Below are 20722 nucleotides of genomic sequence, written 5' to 3' on the forward strand. Positions count from 1 at the left end.
TGGCGCGCCCGAGAGGAGTCGAACCCCTAACCTTTTGATCCGTAGTCAAACGCTCTATCCAATTGAGCTACGGGCGCTTCATCAGGCGACTTAACTATAATACTATGAATATCAGTTAAAGTCAAGAAGTTTTTTTGAAGTTTTTCTACCGAAAGGATGAAGCTTTTTTGTTTCGACTTTATCCATTATACACATTTTAAGGTTTTTGTACACCCTTTAAATGATGAATATTATAACGGCATTTCGAAGTTGTAACTTCGTTGTCTTAGCGACGAATAATAATATATCATGCCTTCAATTCATCCGTCAACACTTTTTTCGTTTTTTTATACTTCTAAAAAAATTATGCTTACAGCCATTCATAATAGATGACGTTTTACCTGCCCTTTTCATCTTATGTGATGTTTTATTGAATGTTCCCTGCTTCATCAAGTTATATACGGAACCGAAGCTGTAAATCGTTAACTTCGACATCACTCTTGCACGATCATTTAATGAAGCTTTTATTTTACGAACGGCTTTTAAGATATCCTAAAGGCGCCTCCAATAGCCTGCTTTTCCGCACCGTATACAAAAATACAGGCAGAAATCTTGTTATAGGAAGATTTCCGCCTGCAAACTTCAAATCCTTCATCTATATTCTCCACCGATGGGACTCGACCTGTATGTCCCTCAACAAAATTGTCATCCGCTGATTTTAGCGCTCGCGTCGCTTGGTGCTTTTTCCGATTTGTAGTTGCGGAAATTATGCTCAAGCTGTTCAAGTGTGAGACCTTTTGTTTCAGGAAGGAATTTTTTCACGAATGCAATGGAAAGAAGTCCAAGTCCGACAAAAATGTAGAATGTCGATGACAGTCCAATCGCATCAAGCAATATCGGGAATGAAAATCCGACAAAGAAATTGACGATCCACAAACAAAACACGGTGACGCCCATCCCTAGACCGCGAACGCGAAGCGGGAATATTTCAGAAAGCATGAGCCATGTTACAGGAGAAATAGCACCTTGCTGGAATGCAAGAAAGGTTACTGTCAGCGTAAGTACGACATACGGAAGAGCAGCTGAACCTTGAAGGGCGTTTGAGAAGATGCCGATCAGCAGCAAAGCTGAGGTCGTCCCTATTAAACCGGTCAACAGCATCGGTCTGCGCCCGACCTTCCCTAAAAGCCAAATCCCCACGAATGTCGCCAAAACTGAAATGACACCGTTTGCAATATTTCCGATAAGTGCAGCTTTTGTTTCAAATCCGGCATTTTTGAGTATTTCTGTACCGTAATACATGATAGAGTTTACGCCGGTAATCTGCTGAACGACAGCGATCCCGATTCCGAGAAATACGATTCGGCGCACCCATGGAACAGCCAGATCCTTATAATTCGCTTTTTTCATTTCAGATTCTTTCATGACCGCAGCTTCGATTTCAGCAACTTCCGAATGCGCCCTTTTTTCCTCGCGGATTCTTTTCAGAACGCCCAGCGCCGCTTCATTTTTCCCTTTAGAGACAAGCCAGCGCGGACTTTCGGGCATTCTCAGCATACCAAAGAACAAGAACACAGCCGGGACTGCGGCAATGGCCAGCATGTAACGCCAAACATGGGAACTATCCCCCATTGTGGTTCCGAGGATGGCATTGAAAGTAAATGCCAAGAGCTGTCCGGAGACAATCATTAATTCATTTTGGGTAACCATTCGTCCCCTTTTCTCTGAAGGAGACATTTCAGCCAAATAAGTCGGTACCGTAACAGATGCTCCCCCTACAGCAACTCCAAGCAGGAACCGAGAGATGACCATAATCGTCACATCAGGCGCAAGCGTACATCCGAGCGTCGAGAAAAAGAAAAGCACAGCTAGAAAAATGATGTTTTTGCGGCGCCCGATATAATCGGAGAGCCTTCCGCCGAATACCGCCCCCAATGCCGCTCCCAGGAGAAGCGAACTTGCGACCAACCCTTCTGTAAAGGCAGTCAGGTTCAGCTGATCTCCTTCAGACATATAAGGCAAAGCTCCGTTGATCACTCCGGTGTCATATCCGAATAGAAGTCCGCCGAACGTCGAGACTAAAATAACAGTACGCAAAAATGATTTCTGATTTCCCTGTTCATTCATATTGATTTCCCCCGCCTTTGTTTTTAAAAATTGATTTATTTCCAAAGGTTTTCGAAAACATCCTTAAAAGGAGCTCATTTCTTTTCCCAAAAGACTCATTCCCAACTTTCGAAAGTTTCGCCAACCACCCCCTTAACAGAAAATTGAAAATTTTATTTTGATGGAAGCCGGAGCTTCCGCACAACCAATTGCCTACCACGGAATATTTTGGAATCGCTTTCATTTATATGCCGTTTAAATACATTGTTAGATTATAGTTATGTTTTTGGTATATCTTTGTTATGTCTGATATTATCATAATTTTAAAAGCGCTTTCAGTCAACATAAATTTCAGAAAATTTATCTTTTTTTCATTTTAAAAAGCCTAATTAAGGGCGTTATGATAGGAATTTCATCCAACTCACATAATTCCATTTCTTTTTTTATTATTTATCAGCATTTTTTCACTATTGTCATTTCATAGTGATCTTTTTGTCACTTTTTTGTGATGTGTAGAATTTTAGTCCCAATAAAAAAATACCAAGGGGCTTTCCCTCAGTATTTTTTCCTGCCTGCAGCGGACATTTCAATTATCTGTGAACAGCAACATGAATCAGCTTTCCTTTAACCGCAAGGCGCCCTTCGGTTCTCACGGCTTTGTCACATGTCATCAGCGTAATTTCTTTTTCTTTCGTCTCTTGAATCACATCTGTGTCCGTTTCAGAAATGAATTGTTTGGATGTCACAGTGTATATATAGTCTTTTTTAAAGTCTGTGATTTTAACGGTGTCCCCTTTTTTAATGTGGATAAGAGGGCCGAATAAGAGGTTCTCCCGCTTCATATGATGTCCGGCCAACGGGTAGTTGCCCTCGCCCATTTTCTGATCGGGACGCATTGTTGTCGCTCCGTAGAGAAGATTTTGATTGGTTGTGCCTTTCAATATCGGCAGCTTGATATTGACGCTGCTTATGGTGATCCGGCCGATGACCGCTTTCGATTCACGATCGAGGCCGGCTTTTACTGCTTCCATAAAAGAAGGCGGCTGAATCGCTTCAAAATCAAATGACGCCTTTTGCGTATTGTTTTGTTCCGCCTGTTCAGCAGTCAATTCAAAACTTTTATTCTTGCTGAGATTGATGATGATGCTTTCTTTAATAAAAGGAGACAAGACGAATAGTATACCTGATATGACAAGTACGGCAACGATCATTTTTTTATACATGTCCCACAGTCCTTTCTAACCTTTATGTCAATTGAACGAATGCCGTTTTTCAAAAAAGCACCTGACCGGTTTCATGATCAGGTGCATAAATGATTCGTTTACGCCTTTCTTTGTTTCTTTCTTGTGTAGAAAGCGAAGACTCCTCCAGACAGAATCAGCAGGATGCCGATCATGATCGGAATGATGCTGTCTCTATCACCGGTTTTCGGAAGCGTATCTTTCAAATGACCTTTAGGATCTCCGTTCGAATTTCGGTCCGGTGTGCCTTTGTTATCTGTTTTAGGGTCTCCCGAATTCGGGTTCGATGTGCCTTTGTCAACAGCCGGCGTTTTCAGCTTTTCATTGGATGCTGTGATCTCGACCGGTTTTGACTGTCCTTTTTTAATTTCAAAAGGAATCGGCGTTTCATCCAACTTATAACCGTCAGGCGCCTTCGTTTCGACAAATTGATAGCGCCCAGGTGCCAAACCTTCCGCAATAAATTGACCGTTTTGATCTGTAGTCCAGACTGCCGGCAGCTTTTTCCCGTTGCCTGCGGCTTTAACAGGCTTTCCATCGGCATCGAGCAGCTTGAATTCTGCTCCTTTCAACACAGCTTTTTTATCGTTGCGGTCCACTTTCGTCAGTTTCGCATCGCCCGGTGTCAATTGATTCTCTGCAGTCATTTCAATTGGCTTTGTATCAGTATTTTTGACTGTGAACGATATTGGCGTCTTATCCAATTGATAATGCTTAGGCGCTTTTGTTTCGACAAATTGGTAGTTACCGGGCTTAAGACCGTACACTGTGATCCGGCCGTCTGCGTCTGTTGCCAAACCGGTTTTCAGCACCTTGCCGGTTTCATCTGTCAAATCGAACTGCGCTCCCTGAAGTCCGGCGCTCTTGTCATCCTGGCCGACTTTTGTGAGCACAACGCTGTTTTTCTTGTTGAGAGCCGTCAGTTTAACCTGTTTCGGCTCACCTTCGTGTTTCCCGGTAATGGAAAATGGGATCGGATCTGTTGACAGCAGGTAACCGTCAGGCGCATGTTTTTCAACAAATTGATAGCTTCCCGGCGCCAAATCGCCAGCCTCGATTTTGCCGCCTTCTTTAGAGATCAAATCGTCTTTGACCGTTTTGCCTTCGCTGTCAATGATTTTAAACACGGCTCCTTCTAATCCATTGCCGTCTTCATCTTCTTTCTGCAAATAAACCGAACCTTTGTAGTTGATGGCTTTACCCGCATCTACATGGGCAGGTTTTCCTTCAGCGGCATCCGGGATGACAAACTCTATTTTCCCGCTGTTCAATACAAATCCATCAGGCGCTTTCGTTTCTACGAAAGCATAGCGCCCAGGCGCCAGGCCTGAAGCCGTAACAGTTCCATTTCGATCTGAGACCAGTTCCTCCTGTACGGTATTCCCGTTTTGATCTGCGATCTTAAAAACGGCTCCTTCAAGCTTGTGGCCTTCCGCATCTTCTTTTGTTAAATGAACCGAGCCTTTATAATTAACAGCGGCGCCTGCATCAACCGGCTCCGGTTTCCCTTCAGCTGAGCCCGGGATGGTGAATTCTATTTGATCGTTGTTTAACATAAAGCCCTCGGGAGCCTTCGTTTCCACGAAAGCATAGCGCCCAGGCGCCAGGCCTGAAACTGCGATTTTTCCGTCTTCATCGGAAGTGAGCTTTTCATGAACGGTGTTGCCTTCATGATCAACGATCTTAAATTCAGCGCCCTTCAGCGTACGGCCTTCCGCATCCTCTTTTGTCAAATAAACCGAACCTTTATAGTTGACGGCTTTGCCTGCGTCCACGGATTCCGGTTTTTCTTTTGCCGATTCAGATATGGTAAACTCGATTGCCTTGCTGTTTATCACATAGCCCTCGGGCGCTTTGGTTTCAACAAAGGCATAGCGGCCAGGCGCAAGACCAGATACCGCGATTTTCCCGTCTTGATCTGAGGTGAGCTTTTCATGAACGGTGTTGCCTTCATGATCAATGAGCTTGAATTCAGCCCCCTCTAATTGACGGCCTTCTGCATCTTCTTTCGTTAAATGTGCTCTGCCTTTATAGTTGATCAATGTTCCTAAATCAACGTCAGGTACTTGATTCTTATCATTCGTTTTGACGGAGAAGCTGATTTCTTTTGTATTTAAGAGATATCCTTCTGGAGCTTTCGTTTCCAGCAAACGATAATTGCCGGGCGGTAAACCGTTGATTTCTACTTTTCCGTTTTCATTGCTCTTAATACTCGTACGTATTGTTGTAAAGGTGCCATCGCCGGATTTTTTCTCCAGCTTGAACACGGCTCCTTCCAAAGGATTCTTTTGTTCGTCTTGTTTGATAAGCGTCACCTTATTCTTTTCATTCACGACTTTGTAAAGCGCTCCGGCACTGGAAGAGCTGCTGTTAATCTCAACGGAGACCCCGTCTGCATAAGCGTCGCTGATCGTATATCCGTCAGGCGGCTTGATTTCTTTTAAAATGTAAGTCCCGTAGCGGATATTACCGAATGTCAGCTTGCCGTCGTCGTCAGTCGTTCCTGTCCGCAGAAGCCGCTCATTATCTTTTGTCCGCAATTGAAAATCTGCTCCAGAAAGCGGTGTGCCGCCTTCCCCCGTTTTAAGGATTGTCAAGCTGCCTCTTTCACCTGAGCCTGAACCGCCGCCGCTTGAAACGGCAACAAAGACCGAGCTGTTGTTTTCCTGGGTTTGTTCCTGAACATTCGTTCCCGAAATCGACACTTTGTTGTGAACATGACCGCTCGTGCCGGCAATATTGATTAATGATTGGTATTGAATCACATAGGCGCGGTCGATTTTTTTGTAATCACCTGTAAATTTCAGGACAAATGATTGTTCACCGGTTGCATTGTCGGTCTTGATGTCCAGTGTATAGTCTTCGCCTTTTTGAAGCTGAACATCATCCGGGACAAGATTTCCTCCGCTGTCTTTGACTGCACCTTTTTCATCGTATTTAGCTTGATAAACTTTAAAAGAATCTTCAGCTAAAATTTGGTTGGTATCCGGAGTATCGGTGACTTTTACATCCTCCAATACCGACTGGCTCGCATTGACATTAATACTCCAATCGACATAACCTCCGTTTTGTTTGCCTCCTTTGAAAACGAGGCTTCCTCCGTCGGCGACCGAAACGGATGCCGTCAACTCACGCTCTGAGTATCCGGCATTATAATACGTCGCCTTGTTGGTGTAAGGGTCACGCTTAATGACCTGCCCTTTAAGCGAAGTTTTAAATACAATAAGATACGGGACGGAATCGTCCGTTTTCAAATGGACAGTCAGCGTTTGTTTATTGTCAGCCGACGGCTCCTCCACATCATATTGTGAAGCGGGCAGGATGTCTCCTTCTGTGATGGAACCGTCTTTATTGACTGCATAGCTCTTGACGACCACTGAACCTTTAACAAATTGCTGGTCATCTGCTAAAGCATCTTTAATATAAGGATTCTTTGACGGCTCACCATTATAGTTGATCCCGATTTTCCACGTGATTTCTTTTGAAACCGCGTTATATGAGCCGTTTTTGAAACCGTTGTGGGATGTCTGGCGATTCGGTGTAAAACTGCTCGTTTCCTTATTTTTGCGTTCAGTGCTGCTGTGATCTGTCCAGGTTGATTCAGCCGTGTTTTTGACATTTTCGTTTGAAAAGTCGGCATTCATATTCGTCGTATAAGTGATCTTAAATTGGCTGTTTGTTGTTGCATAATCTCCGATGAGTTCCAGAAGAAAACCTTCATGATCCGGTTTTATTGTCAATGTATAGTCTTTGCCTTCTTGAAGCGTTTTGTTATTCGTCACATCCTGAAGACGGAATGATCCGTCGAGGAGCGCGAGCCCGCCGCTTTCGAAATTATCATCCAACTTCCAATTGTTCATCGTGTAGTTGTTTTTGTTGATTGCGATCGTCCAATCGACCGTTTTATTCTTGTAATCAATGTTTGAATAGCCTTTTATCAAATTCTGTTGAATGGCTGTACCGGAAGCTTTCTTTGATTCCCCTGTTCCGGTCACTGCTGTGTTCGTATACGTTGTCGATTTATCGATGATCACTCCGCTGTTGACCTCGGTTTGATATGTGATTTTGTAAGCTCCGGTAACATTTTGGTTAAATTTGATTTCAAACCCGCTTCCATTATCGGAGAGCGTATAGTCTTTGCCTTCCGTTAGAGGCGTTCCCGCCTGTTCACTTCCGTTCTGATTGAAGGTAATCGGAATCACCTTCAAGGAATCTGAAACAAGCTGCAAATCAGCGGAACCAAACGAGTCTGTTATGCTCGCCTTGGATTCGTCAATCTTCTTCTCACCATAGTTATATAAAATCGTCCAGCTGAAAGTCTGTGAATCGCTTTTATAACCTGTCGACGATTTTTCGATCATTTTCCCGTATTTGGCTGTGACAGAGGCCTCTGCAGAAGCAGGTTCCAGATTGTCTCCGCCGAATGTCGCCTTGTTCGTAAATGCAGCATTTCCGCCTTCGTCCGGCTTTGCGGAGTCATCGATGTCCGTCACATAGATCAGGCGATAAGCCGAATCTATCTCACCGTCAAATGTGACATTCCCATTTGCGTCTACAGTGTAGCCTGAAAGAACTTCATCTCCCTGGCTGACTGAACCATCTATGTTGACATCGAGTTGATAAACTTTGACAGAACGATAGATCAGCCCCTCCGGAAAGTTCTCGGTCAACTTGGCATTTTTGACTTGATCCAATTTTTTGTTGAGGTCGACTGTCCATGTGACTTGCCCCGGATTGATGCCTTTATCAAAAATTCCTGATTTATCGATGGTTTTGCTTACGTTTGGTTTAAAATAAACCGTTACCTCCGGAGTGTCTGATTTCACCGGGAAGGGAATCTTTTGAGTCGTCGATCCTTTTATTTTTTGCGCGTTGAACTGCGTATTGACAAACAACGTGCCTTTGACCTTCGAATCTGTTTTCACTTCACCATTAAACGTCATCACAACATGGCCTTTTGTATCAATTGAAAAATAGCCGTACGTGATACCGCCTGAGCTTAATGGCTGATTCGTAATATCGTTGTACATAATGAAAGCTTCAGGCAGATCAAATTCGTAGCGATCGCCGTCATTTATCGTCTTTCCTAGCTCATCCGGGATGTCCCAAGTGATTGAAATTTTTGCCGGAGAATTCGTGTCGGCCCGGTTGCTTTTGTCATAAGGCTTTCCGTGTTCATCTGTCAGCGTCACGCCGGTTAAAATATTTTGGGTGATTTGATTACCTCCGGACGCAAGGCTCCCGGCTGCCGCTAGTCTTGAAGATGCTGGCGGTTTTGAATCGCTGCTCTCAGTGTCAGCAGCTTTTGTCTTCGTTTCCTCTTCGTCCTGCTCCCCTGAAGATTTTGATTGATCGTCAGCTGCTGCCTGATCATCCTCAGATGACGGAGAATCGTTTTTCGCCGTTTCAGAACCGGAGCCTGTATTCACAGGTATGATCACTTGCTGCGTCTTGCCTGCTCCAAGTTGAAAGAGAGCGGTGACCGTTTTTGTACCGCTTTTCACAGCAGCGGCAAACTTTGCTTCCAGAGTGATGGACCCTTTTGCCTCTGCAGTGCTGTTCAAGGTTACGGTCAAAATGTTGCTGTCCGCTTTCACTTCATAGCTGCCGATGATCTGCTGATCTGCCGATTTCACATCTCCCTTGGCATCCTGAGCGAATTCGAAGCTTTTAGGCACCTCTACAGTGAAGCTTTTTTCGGTGCCGGCTTCTTCATCGTTTTTTAACGCCCACTCGTATGTGAGTGTCACTTTGTCACCCGGTTTTAATGCCGGGTCGTCTCCCTTTGACCCGTCAACCGTTTGATCTTCGCTGTTTTTGATTGTCACTGAATCAAAAAACACGCTGCTCCCTGTTGATGTGCCGGCAGCCACTGCCGTCAGCGTAAAGCCGACAACTTGACTGAAGATCAAATACAATGCCAGGCAAGTGATCAAAAATGGTTTCAGCCCTCTTTTTTTGCTGAGGCTGAACGAATATTTTTTCGATCTCAAATTGTGATTCCTCCCCTTTTATCATGTTTTTGTGTACGGATCGATTGAGCCTGGAAAATGAATCCCTGAAAATACTTTTCTATTTGAAGAATGACAGGCTTTTAAATTCGCTGCTGTATGTTTAGCGGCGGTAATCAAGATATCGCGGCTATGAATTTTGCTTTATGTCAGCTGAGATCATCCGAACCAAACTACATTGTATGAGATGGAACTATACAATTTCTGAACATCGGCATGTAAGCTGAAAATGGCATAAAAAAAAGACCGGCTGATCCGGTCCTCGTGTTTACATTTCATTCATTTTGTCCTTGATGAGTTTGTAGCGCTCATACTCCTTGATCGCTTCTTCTACATTCCCGGTTTTATTAAACAGCTGCATCTTGTATTGGATGATTTTATGATCGTACGGTTCGAATTTCTCGACCTGCAGACATATATCAAGCGCCCGGCGGTAGTCTTTTTCACGAATAAGGAAATCGACCAGTTCATAAGCTTTTCCAAGCCATATCCGGGCAAGCCGTGTCTTTTCGGGTTCGGCCCACAAATAACCGTGTTCCATAAAGTAATGGTTTTCGTATGCAAGCAGCAATTCCATGTGCCGGTTGATCGTCGCCATATGAATTGGAGGAGCCTCTTTCAGCGACTTTTCCCATTCGTCAGCATCCACTTTCACACCGGAAATCCGGAGGACATATCCGGTGTCAGTCTTCTCAATGGATTGGCTGAAAGGAAGCCTTTCGATTAATTTTCTGATTTGATAAATCGCCGTATACAGCTGGGTGCTCGCTTTAGAGACATCATGGTCAGGCCAGAACAGGTCGATCAACACGTCTTTGCTGATCACATGGCCGTGATGATGAAGCAAATACGCGTAAATTTCGCGTGCTTTGGACGTTCTCCACTTTACGGGTATATATGTTTTGACATCCTTCTCCGTTTTGTAAAATTGCAAACTCCCAAAACATTGAATGAAATAGTCTCCTCCGCCGTTTTCCGCGGAAGCCTTCAGCAAGCTGTTTTCTCTGATCCGTTCAACCGTCTTCACGAGCCGGACGTAATCGACGGGTTTAAGCAAATAATCCATCGCATTTAATTCAAATGCTTTTATGGCAAAATCGTTATAGGCCGTGATAAAAACAACCTGAATGTTTTCATTCATCGATTGAATCGCTTCAGCGAGCTCCATCCCGTTGATCCCCGGCATTTCAATGTCAAGAAACACCGTGTCTATATCCTGAATATCCGGATACTCCATAACATCAGCCGGATCTTGAAACATTTCAATGGATCGAAAACAATTTGTTCGTTCAAGCATATTTTTAAAATGAAGCAATGCCAATTCCTCATCATCCACAATTAACGCTTTCACGACACCCACCCCAATTTCATCGAGTCATCTGGAAATTATTATAATGATTATATCATGTCAATGGCCCTACTTAGTTGGATTCATTTTCTTATTCTTGTCGTTTATTAACATTGAAGAGTACAATATTCATATGGATTCGACAAGACTGCAGCAGGCTGAATGAGGAGTGCTGATATTGAAAAAGCTATTTGTTTTCCTTTCGATTATTCTCGGCTATGCCGGCTTCTTTTTTATTTTCTTATTCATTAACAATCAACTGTCCGATCAGAATTACCCTGAAGCAAAGCAAGGAATCATCAATCTGGAAACATGGGATTTTCAGAAAGATGGGAACATCGCGCTCACCGGGGAATGGACACTCTATCGAAACCAGCTTCTCTCGCCAAAGGCGATCCATTCAGGCATTGGAAAAGCCCCCATTTATTCCGCTGTGCCTAACAATGTCAAACTTACCGATTCAGGGGAAAACGTGGATTACGGTACATACAGACTGATGATCCGGTCAAAGCAGGACAATGAGATGTTCGGAATCAGCACCTCTTTTATTAACAGCGCAAACCGAATTTATTTCAACGGCAAATTGATCGGGCAGAGCGGAACTCCTTCAAGCAAAGCGAATTTCAGGGCTCAAAACAGGCCTTATACGAGTTTTTTCGACATTCACCGCGGGGACAACGAGCTGATTGTACAATTTTCGAACTTCAAAAAAACACCTTCATGGGGAATAGAAAAACCGATTACCTTCGGAACGCAGCAGCACATTTTACACCAAAGCAAAATTTCTTTCTTTAATGAAACCAGCATGATCACGGCATTCTTCATTACCGGTTTATACTTTCTCGGCTTTTTCCTGCATCGAAAAAAGGATAAGCACTTATTCTTTTTTTCCACGATGTGTCTTCTTTTTTCGGTCATTGTGCTTTTAATCGGACGAGAACGAATGATCTTTCTTTTCTTTCCGTCTGTTTCATTCTCGGCTTTAAGCGTAATGAGGGCAACCACAATGGTGCTTGTCAGTATAGCGGTTTTTCTCTATCTCTATTTCGCTTACAGAGAAATCGTTTCGAAAAAATGGATAATCGGCGCGACTGCATTTTCTGCACTGGTTTTGTTGATTGATTTTATATCATGGGGTTTTACAGACCGTCTCGCATATGTATTGCATTCCGTTCTTGCCGTCACGACTTTGATTTATATTACGTATGTGTTTGCGATTGCTGCCCTTCGGAAAATGAAAGGCAGTCTTTATCTTACGATTGCAGCGATCTCAATGAGCGCATTCGTCATTTTAACGACCGTTTCTGCTTACAGCGGCAAAAGAGGCTTTTCGTTCAATTCGCTCTATGCCGTGCCGTCAATCGCCGCTTTGCTGGCGGCTGTTCTGATGATGGCGCAGCAATTCGCAGGCGCATTCCGCGAGAATGAGGTCCTATCCTTGAAATTGCTCAGAATGAATCGATTAAAAGACGAATTTATCGCCAAAACATCGCATGAATTTAAAACGCCGCTGAACAGCATGATTAATATATGCCAGACCCTTTTGGCAAGGAAAAGCAAAAGGACGGTAGAGGAAGAAAAAGAAAATCTGCAGCTGGTCATCCGCATGGGATACAGGCTCTCCAGCCTGGTGAATGACATTCTCGATTTGGAAAAAATGAAGCAGGGCATGCTGCAGATTCAAGCCGTTCCTGTCGATACCCATTCAGCGATCAGTACGGAAATGGGCTTCTATCGGCTATTGTCAAAAAATAAACAGGTCCGGATTGTAAACCGGGTTCCATCCGGACTGCCGCTCGTCTTAGCTGACGAAAACCGCTTCCGGCAAATCATGACCAACCTGGTAGATAACGCAATCAAGTATACGCCGGAGGGACAAATTACGCTCTCTGCCGAGAGGATCAACCAAGAGAAGGTCAAAATCACTGTAGCAGATACAGGAGTCGGCATACCAAAGGCCGTCCGTCAATCGATATTCGAATCTTTTCAACAAGCAAAAAACCATAAAGATGACGGAGCCGGGCTCGGTTTAAGCATCGTCAGGCAGCTCGTTCAGCTTCAAAATGGGGAGATCTGGGTAGAATCGGAAGAAGGGAAAGGATCGGCATTTCATTTCACACTGCCTGTCGCAAAGGATGACTCGCTTCTTGACGATAAAGTGAACATGCCTCAACAGCAAGCCGTCAGGAGTTTGCCCGATGTTTCAATCAGCACGCCGTATTATTCAAAGAAAATGGATGCTCCAACTGTTCTGATCGTCGATGATAACATTGAAAGCTTAAAAATTTTGGCCGATATGCTTGAAGGCGTTCCTTATCAAGTCATCGCAGCAAAAAGCGGCAAAGAGGCTCTCGAAGTCGCCTCCCGATCAAAGCTTGACTTGGTGATTTTGGATCTGATGATGCCCGATATGACAGGGTTTGAAGTCTCTATGAAAATCCGTGAAAGATTCACAATGGTGGAACTTCCGGTTCTCATTATTACGGCAGCCATCATCGATCATGATAAATACAAGGCTTTTCACGCCGGGGCAAATGACATTTTGCAAAAACCGTACAACTACACTGAATTTGCAGCCCGCGTTAAAAACCTGATCATGATGAAAGATACGGCAGCCCAAGCGACCAATATGGAGATGGCATTCCTCCAGTCGCAGATCAAGCCGCACTTTCTTTTCAACGTATTAAATACAATTATCGCGCTCAGTCATTTGGATATTGAAAAAGCGCGCGAAGTAACGGCTGATTTTACAAACTACTTAAGAATGAGTTTTGATTTTCAAAATACATCAGGGATGAGTTCTTTCAAACATGAACTGTCGATTGTGAATTCGTATCTTTCTATTGAAAAAACGCGCTTCGGCGATCGGCTGGACGTCATTTACGATATTGACGAAGACATTGACTTTGCCCTTCCGCCATTAATGATTCAGCCTCTTGTCGAAAATGCCGTCCACCACGGGATCAGCAAAAAAAGAGGCGGAGGCTGGATCAAGCTGACGGCAAAAAAAGAAAGCGAAAACCGCTATTATATCAAGATAGAGGACAATGGAATCGGCATGCCGCCGGAAAAACAACACGATATCTTTTCCTCTCATTTCACTCATAGCGTCGGTATGAAAAATATCAACCGAAGACTGAAGCACTTCTGCGGGAGCGAACTGAATATCGAGAGTGCGCCGGATGACGGAACCGCTGTCTCAATGGTCATTTCTATCAACGAATCGGCGGACGTCTCAGTATAGGTTTTAACCTGAAGACAGAACGGCCTCCTCAGCTTGCCGGCAAAGTCGGCAAGCTTTTTTACGCAGTAAATCAGGTGTGTGCTTTCTCCCCTCTGTACAATTTGACCCTGTCCTTTGTAAGAACACAGCCTCTTTTTCTATACGATTCAATATGTTATAGTAGAAAACTGTTTTTACATATACCATAGGAGGTTTGTTCATCAATGGAAAATTTCAGCTATTACAATCCAACGAAATTGATCTTCGGAAAAGGCCAGCTTGAACAGTTAAGAAAAGAATTAAAGGTATACGGAAAAAATGTATTGCTTGTTTATGGAGGCGGCAGTATTAAAAAGAACGGCCTTTATGACGAAGTTACGCGCGTATTGAAAGAAGAAGGCGCTGACATGCACGAGCTTTCCGGAGTAGAACCAAATCCGCGTCTTGCTACGGTTAAAAAAGGGATCGAATTGTGTGCCCGGCATGAAATCGATTTTCTCCTCGCTGTCGGCGGAGGAAGCGTCATCGACTGCACAAAAGCGATTGCTGCAGGAGCAAAATACGACGGCGACCCTTGGGATATCTTCAGCAAAAAAACGACAGCAAAAGACGCCCTGCCGTTCGGTACGATTTTAACCTTAGCTGCAACCGGATCTGAAATGAACCCCGATTCCGTCATTACAAACTGGGAAACGAATGAAAAATATGTATGGGGAAGCGATGTCACGCATCCGAAGTTCTCCATTTTAGACCCTGAAAATACGTTCAGCGTCCCGAAAAACCAAACGGTTTACGGCATTGTTGATATGATGAGCCATGTGTTTGAACAATATTTTCATAATGTCAAAAACACGCCGCTTCAGGACAGAATGTGCTTTTCCGTTTTGCAGACGGTCATCGAAACGGCACCGAAGCTGTTGGAAGACCTGCAAAACTATGAGCACCGGGAAACCATTTTATACGCAGGCACAATCGCTTTGAATGGCACGCTGCAAATGGGCTATTTCGGCGATTGGGCTTCCCATACAATGGAGCACGCCGTTTCGGCCGTTTACGACATTCCGCATGCGGGCGGCCTTGCGATCTTGTTCCCGAACTGGATGAGATATACGCTTGATACGAATGTCAGCCGCTTCAAAGCCCTTATGCTGAACATGTTTGACATTGACACAGAAGGCAAAACCGATAAAGACATCGCGCTTGAAGGAATCGATAAGCTGTCCGCGTTCTGGACAAGCCTTGGCGCTCCTTCCCGCCTTGCCGACTACGGCATCGGCGAAGAAAAGCTCGATCTGATCGCAGACATCGCCGCTAAAGAAATCGAGCACGGCGGCTTCGCCAATTTCCAAAAACTAAACAAAGATGACGTACTCGCCATTCTCCGGGCTTCTCTATAACAACAAAAGGACGGAATCAAGTGATTCCGTCCTTATCTTTACCGCTCCCCCTGTCTTTCCCGTGTTAAGGCAAAAAAGGTGAAAGATCCGATCACAGCTGTGATAAACATGATCGCACCCATTGGAACGGCCGTTGTTTCATTCATTCCAACGAGAGGCGAAACGATCGAACCGAGCAGAAGCGGAAGCATGCCGAGCATCGCGCTTGCACTGCCCGCACGGTGTCCCTGGTTTTCCATCGCCAGCGTAAATGTGCTTGTCAACGTCATTCCGATGGTTATCATGTAGATAAAGATGGAAATGACAATCGCTGCAAGCGGTCCTTTCAAAATCGTCATCGTCAGGAGAACGGATGTCGCGATGACAGCGGTAATAACCGCGATCCGCAAGAGCTTCCTCTCATGAATGATTCCCCCGAAACGCCCGATGATAAAGCTTCCCGAAATAATGGCGAGGCCGTTAATGCCGAACAGCACGCTGAACACTTGAGGAGAAACCCCATAGATGTCCTGATATACAAAAGGGGTTCCGGACACGTATGCAAAGCTTCCTCCGTGAATGAAACCGACAGTCAGCGCATAGCCGATGAAAGACCGGTCCTTCAACAAGCTTCCCATCGTTTTGAGAGACGAACCGATTGAGCTTGGAATCCGTTTTTCAGGCGGCAATGTTTCAGTCAATTTCATTGAGATAACGAGCACTAGGAACAATCCGATCAATGACAGAGTATAAAAAATCGTATGCCAAGTAGCGAACGGCAAAAGCAAGATGGCTCCCCCCGTCATTGGTGCGACCATTGGCGCAACCGCGGTGATCACCATTAAAAGCGAGAAAAATTTAGAAAGCTCTCTGCCTGTAAACACGTCCCGTACAATGGCGCGCGACAGCACAATTCCCGCCGAAGCGGTAAAACCCTGTAAAAAACGACCAATGACCAGCATAATAATGTTCGGGGAAAGCGCGCAAAACAAAGAAGACAACGCAAATAAAAAGATGGATATTAATAAGGGCTTCCGTCTTCCTTGTGCATCACTGACCGGCCCAATAACGAGCTGACCAAACGTAAGCCCGATCAAACACGCTGTTAAGCTTAGCTGTACGAGCGAGGCTCCAGCTGATAAATCATCGGCAATTTCGGGAAAGCTTGGCAAATACATATCGATATTCAGCGGGCCCAGTATCGCAAGCATGCCGAGCAGAAAAGCCAATGCAAGGCGTTCCTTTCCTGTTGGATTATGGAGCATAGTATCAAACCTTTCTTTCAAGCTAGTAAAATATATTGTTTCATCATGAAATAAACTGGAGGATCGCAAAACATTTGTATATTGTAACATATTTTTTTGGCTGTGAAAGAGGATTGCTCATGACCGGTTAAGATCGGAGATCGAATCGGTCAGATGATTTATAATTGAAGTGAAACACAGGAAGGAGTTATCTTAACTTGAATGCAATAAACACTGTAGGTTGCTTTACAATTGTGGAAAATAGCAAAGGAAAAATACTTCTGGTTAAAAGAAAAGATTATCCTGTCTGGGACTTGCCAGGAGGCAGAATGGAAAAGCACGAGCAGCCGGAAACATGCGCCATGAGGGAAATGGAAGAAGAAACAGGCTACCGTATTTCTATTATGTGCAAAATAGGAGATTACGATCAACCGCAATATCATGACATACAGTACATCTATTCAGGAAAATTACTAGGTGGGGAACCCATTAAACAAGGGCCGGAAACAGCAAAAATCGGATGGTTTCGCAAAGATAGATTACCTTTGTTAATGGTTCCCCATAGAAGAAAACAAATAAAAAATTTTACAAAACATCATAACAAACTAGTAAAAGAAACTTTAAAAACACCTTATTTGATTAGATTTATCACGAAATTCAAGAAATAACAGCCTCTTTTTATGTTTAAGCATTATTTCATCGCTTTGACGATAAGCGATGCCAAAGCTTCGGTCCCTTTCGGCATCAGGTGTACGCCGTCAGCGGTGAAATATTCGGGATGTTTCAGGGCTTCAGTATGCCAATCGACCAATGTCACGTTTTGACGGCTGTCCGCTTGCTTCCGAAGCGATTCATTCACCTTGCTCTCCCACTGACGGGGGACGCGCGTGTTCACGAGATAGACATCAGCGTTTGAGAACGCATCAAGCAAAGCGTCCATCTGACTGTCCGTAAAATAGCCGTTTGTTCCCAGTTCAATCACGACGGCTTTGTCCGAATGATTAAAGGAAGCGTAGGTTGATGTCAATTGAAGCGCTTCCCTCACTTGCCTTCCAACCTGACCGTCGATTGTGATTCCCGGAATTTTCTTACGCAGGCTGGAAGCAATGTCAAGCATGACCGAATCCCCGACAGCCAATACCTCTTTCTCGATATGATCAGGCTCTTTTTCCGCAGACTGCTCATCTTTTGTATTTGACGATTCATCCCCGCCGGCTTTCTGCCGGCTTTTAGTTTCATCATCTTTCCCGCTTTCAGCTTGTGCTTTCTTATCATCCTTCCGTTCTTCACTTTTGTCAGCCGGCTGATCCGCTGAGGCGCTTGTTTCCTCATAAGATTTGGAATAGGCCTGTTGCGGCTGTTTCTTTTCGTCGGCCAATCCCGACAGGCCTCCTGCAAAAATGAGGAGTGCGGCAAACATCAGTCCGATTGATATTTTGCTGGGAACGGAAGCGGTTTTCCATTCCGTGATATTATCCAGAAAAACCCGGCTGACAAACGGTTTAAAACCGTCTTGTCGGATTGGCTTCTCGATAAAGCGATACGAAAGTTCCGCCAGAATAAACGTAACAGCGACCTTAATCGCAACATGCCAGAACACCGGATTTCCAATCTCTTGAACAGGTGTGCTCAGCACGATGACGGGATAGTGCCAAAGATAAATGCCGTACGACCTTTTCCCGATCCAGCGCAGCGGCTTCACGGAAAGGACAAAGCCCAAGAAGCTGCTCGGATGACTGACGCATGCAATCAAAATCGCTGCGATTATGCTGATCAGAAGCATTCCGCCGTGATAGAGAAACGGGCTGAATTCATCGACAAAATAAATGCTCATCATAAGCAGCGCGAAAGCGGCAAGCTCAGTTCCGTGCAACGCGTGCTTCAGGCTGCTTGGGAGCCTGTTCCCAGATAGTCTTTTCATCGGCCACACAAGGGCTAATGCGCATCCGATCAACAGCTCGAAGGCGCGCGTATCAGTCCCGTAATATACGCGGCTCGGATCGCCGCCAGGGACGTACAGGATGCTCATCCATACGGCTGAACAAAGCGCACACAGCACAACCGCGGCAGCCAGCCTCTCCCGCTTTTTAAATATGTAGATGCCCAACAGCAAAATGATCGGCCAGATGAAATAAAACTGTTCTTCAATCGCCAGTGACCACAAGTTTTTTAAAGGAGACGGCGATCCGAAACTATCAAAATATGAGAGGTCGTGAAAGATAAACCACCAATTGCTGACATATAAAAGAGAGGAGATCGCATCTCCCCGCACGGTATGCATCAGCTCTCTGTTAAACAAAGCGACCCATATGACGGTTGCGAAAATCATGAGCGTCGCCGCTGGAAGCAGCCGCCGTATCCGGCGCACCCAAAAATCTCTGAATGTGAGGGAAATGTCATTTCCATACGCCGGCAGGATAATCGATGTAATCAAATATCCTGATAAAACAAAAAAGATATCAACGCCAATAAAGCCTCCGTCGGCCCAGCTCATGTTGAGGTGGTAAGCGATAACCGCCAAAACGGCAAAAGCCCGAAGCCCGTCTAACCCCGGTATGTAACGGTGTTGTTGTGTCTGATCTCGCATGGTATTCCTCCAATGATATGTACGTACGGTTCCTCTTTATGTTTCGCGCCTTTTACGGCTCCGATATTATAGACGAAGTCAGGACCGTTTTTTGTTTCAAAAATTCGTCATTTTTATCTACCCTGAATGATGCCGTCTCTCTAGTATAAAAGTTTCAAGCTGAATATGGTGTTACAAAGTTGTAAAAAGTAAGAAATCCATGATTTCAGCGAATCATGGATTTTTTGACTAGCGGATGTAGCGGTCGCCGATCAGCAGGCTCGAAATCGCCTTAGTCGGAATTTCAAACTCTACCGCGCCCATATATCCGGGTGCGACTTCATAATCGTCAAACGAAATCACGAGTTTATGATTCTCTGTAATATAAAAATTTTGGTCGGCCTTGATTCGTTTGAATGGCTCGACTTCCTCGTCATTGATCCAATATATTTTATCAGGATCATCTTTCATTTGCTGTTTCATTTGTTCTTTAATGTTTTCGCTGATGGCCGTAATATACCGGTCATCTTTAAACAAACTCTTCAAGGTAAGCAGAATTTCATTCTTTTTGTCAATGGTGATATAGCGCCGTTCGGTATAGCTGGACGCTTCCGTTCTTTCGACGCTTCGCCGAATCGAAATCAAATCCTTCGTATCCGTGACTGTCTCATAATCGCTGTAGATGCTGAGATGCCCTTTTTTATTCCGGGACGTCTCCTTCATGAATTCCCGGTAAAGCTGACGGCTTTCCTTTACATATTTCTCGTTAATGCCATTTTCAAGCTCCCGGTTATTCAAGCCGGACAGAGCCGGTGTTTTCACGTCAATACTCGATTCTCCATCTTTCTGTTTGATCTCGGTGAATGTGATGGCCTTAACGACCTTGCCGATGACGGGTAAACGCGACATGGCCTGGGCTGCTCCGGGATTGATATTCACGACGGCAGCCAATAGTACAGCCGCCGCGACAAGCGTTGATGCAGGCCATACCACCAGCCTTCTCTTCTTCTTCGGTTTATGCTGAAGCGCAGTTTCGACAACCTGATCCAGTTCCTTCGGAATGGGGACGTTTTGATATGCTTTTCTCAGCTGTTCCAATTTCTTTTCCATTAAGAAAGATCCTCCTTCGTCAATTGGATGCGCATAAGCTTCAATCCTCTGTAAAGGCGCGTTTTGACCGTATTCAAATTTTCGCCTGTGATTTCCGCAATCTCTTCCAGTTTGAGATCCTCAAAAAATCGCAGAACAATAATGGTGTGGTAGGGATGCGGCAACTCGTCAAGCGCCTCATGAAGGTCTGTATCCCGGTAGATATCTTCCTTGCCCTTGCTTAAAAATTCGATCGTTTGATCATCCATAACCTTTAGTTTTTTCCGTTTGCGCAAAAAATCGATTGCCGTCCGCACCAAAATTTTGTAAAACCAGCTTTTGATCGTATCCGGATTGCGAACAGAATCGACGGAATCGAGCGCTTTTTTGATTGATTCCTGGACAATATCTAAGGCGTCTTCTTGATTTTTCACATAGCTGTACGCCAGCCGGTAAAAGTCTTCTTTCCGGTCTGTTATGCAAGCGACAAGAGACGCTCTGGCTGCTTGTTTCTTCATTGCAATAAAGAACTCCTTTTT

At 44.6% G+C, this 20722-nt stretch carries 11 protein-coding genes, 1 tRNA gene and 1 pseudogene; 4 read left to right on the forward strand and 9 right to left on the reverse strand.

The genetic code is table 11. The features are described 5' to 3' along the window. The 5 genes from LQ247_RS05355 to LQ247_RS05375 all read right to left on the reverse strand — a co-directional run bounded on the left by LQ247_RS05355 (position 1) and on the right by LQ247_RS05375 (position 10688). Positions 1–77 (reverse strand) — tRNA-Arg (locus LQ247_RS05355). 607 nt (positions 78–684) lie between these two features. Then, the gene (locus LQ247_RS05360) at positions 685–2106 is read right to left on the reverse strand and encodes a sugar porter family MFS transporter (protein WP_023857810.1); all 1422 of its coding nucleotides are present in this window, start codon (positions 2104–2106) and stop codon (positions 685–687) included. Between the two features lie 569 nt (positions 2107–2675). Then, positions 2676–3308, reverse strand: coding sequence for a class A sortase (locus LQ247_RS05365; RefSeq protein WP_020450319.1), 633 nt, complete (start codon positions 3306–3308; stop codon positions 2676–2678). Positions 3309–3406: 98 nt separating this feature from the next. Next, positions 3407–9319, reverse strand: a complete 5913-nt coding sequence (locus tag LQ247_RS05370; RefSeq protein WP_231005678.1) for a SpaA isopeptide-forming pilin-related protein — start codon at positions 9317–9319, stop codon at positions 3407–3409. A 286-nt stretch (positions 9320–9605) separates the two neighbouring features. Further along, positions 9606–10688, reverse strand: a complete 1083-nt coding sequence (locus LQ247_RS05375; RefSeq protein ID WP_231005680.1) for a response regulator — start codon at positions 10686–10688, stop codon at positions 9606–9608. Between the two features lie 802 nt (positions 10689–11490). On the opposite strand from LQ247_RS05375, the pseudogene LQ247_RS05380 reads away from it, so the two are divergent. The 3 genes and pseudogenes from LQ247_RS05380 to LQ247_RS05390 all read left to right on the forward strand — a co-directional run. After that, positions 11491–12756, forward strand: a pseudogene (locus LQ247_RS05380) (ATP-binding protein); the annotation flags it as partial. Positions 12757–12918: 162 nt separating this feature from the next. Next, on the forward strand, positions 12919–13929 hold the full coding sequence (locus LQ247_RS05385; RefSeq protein ID WP_224067391.1) for a response regulator: 1011 nt from the start codon (positions 12919–12921) through the stop codon (positions 13927–13929). Positions 13930–14132: 203 nt separating this feature from the next. Beyond that, a complete protein-coding gene (locus LQ247_RS05390; RefSeq protein WP_231005682.1) occupies positions 14133–15305 on the forward strand; it encodes an iron-containing alcohol dehydrogenase in 1173 nt (390 codons plus the stop codon). 38 nt (positions 15306–15343) lie between these two features. Here LQ247_RS05390 and LQ247_RS05395 read toward each other — a convergent pair whose 3' ends face one another. After that, positions 15344–16549 (reverse strand): Bcr/CflA family efflux MFS transporter, encoded by a 1206-nt coding sequence (locus LQ247_RS05395; RefSeq protein ID WP_020450314.1) that lies wholly within the window; start codon positions 16547–16549, stop codon positions 15344–15346. 197 nt (positions 16550–16746) lie between these two features. Between LQ247_RS05395 and LQ247_RS05400 the strand changes: the two genes are divergently transcribed. After that, on the forward strand, positions 16747–17196 hold the full coding sequence (locus tag LQ247_RS05400; protein ID WP_231005684.1) for an NUDIX hydrolase: 450 nt from the start codon (positions 16747–16749) through the stop codon (positions 17194–17196). Positions 17197–17219: 23 nt separating this feature from the next. On the opposite strand, the gene LQ247_RS05405 is transcribed toward LQ247_RS05400, so the two are convergent. The 3 genes from LQ247_RS05405 to LQ247_RS05415 form a co-directional block, all read right to left on the reverse strand. Beyond that, the gene (locus tag LQ247_RS05405) at positions 17220–19115 is read right to left on the reverse strand and encodes an acyltransferase family protein (RefSeq protein WP_075213094.1); all 1896 of its coding nucleotides are present in this window, start codon (positions 19113–19115) and stop codon (positions 17220–17222) included. 228 nt (positions 19116–19343) lie between these two features. Next, on the reverse strand, positions 19344–20204 hold the full coding sequence (locus LQ247_RS05410) for a DUF3298 and DUF4163 domain-containing protein (RefSeq protein ID WP_020450311.1): 861 nt from the start codon (positions 20202–20204) through the stop codon (positions 19344–19346). Then, a complete protein-coding gene (locus LQ247_RS05415) occupies positions 20204–20701 on the reverse strand; it encodes an RNA polymerase sigma factor (RefSeq protein ID WP_020450310.1) in 498 nt (165 codons plus the stop codon). Before LQ247_RS05415 ends, LQ247_RS05410 begins: the two co-directional genes overlap by 1 nt. Positions 20702–20722: the final 21 nt, after the last annotated feature.

Source organism: Bacillus sp. BS3(2021), assembly GCF_021043345.1.
GTDB lineage: Bacteria > Bacillota > Bacilli > Bacillales > Bacillaceae > Bacillus > Bacillus paralicheniformis.

What these genes read in the sequence shown, in the direction of transcription:
- LQ247_RS05360 (WP_023857810.1), bottom strand. Translation starts at nt 2,106, where the DNA reads ATGAATGAACAGGGAAATCAGAAATCATTTTTGCGTACTGTTATTTTA.
- LQ247_RS05365 (WP_020450319.1), bottom strand. Translation starts at nt 3,308, where the DNA reads ATGTATAAAAAAATGATCGTTGCCGTACTTGTCATATCAGGTATACTA.
- LQ247_RS05385 (WP_224067391.1), top strand. Translation starts at nt 12,919, where the DNA reads ATGGATGCTCCAACTGTTCTGATCGTCGATGATAACATTGAAAGCTTA.
- LQ247_RS05390 (WP_231005682.1), top strand. Translation starts at nt 14,133, where the DNA reads ATGGAAAATTTCAGCTATTACAATCCAACGAAATTGATCTTCGGAAAA.
- LQ247_RS05395 (WP_020450314.1), bottom strand. Translation starts at nt 16,549, where the DNA reads ATGCTCCATAATCCAACAGGAAAGGAACGCCTTGCATTGGCTTTTCTG.
- LQ247_RS05405 (WP_075213094.1), bottom strand. Translation starts at nt 19,115, where the DNA reads ATGCGAGATCAGACACAACAACACCGTTACATACCGGGGTTAGACGGG.
- LQ247_RS05410 (WP_020450311.1), bottom strand. Translation starts at nt 20,204, where the DNA reads ATGGAAAAGAAATTGGAACAGCTGAGAAAAGCATATCAAAACGTCCCC.
- LQ247_RS05415 (WP_020450310.1), bottom strand. Translation starts at nt 20,701, where the DNA reads ATGAAGAAACAAGCAGCCAGAGCGTCTCTTGTCGCTTGCATAACAGAC.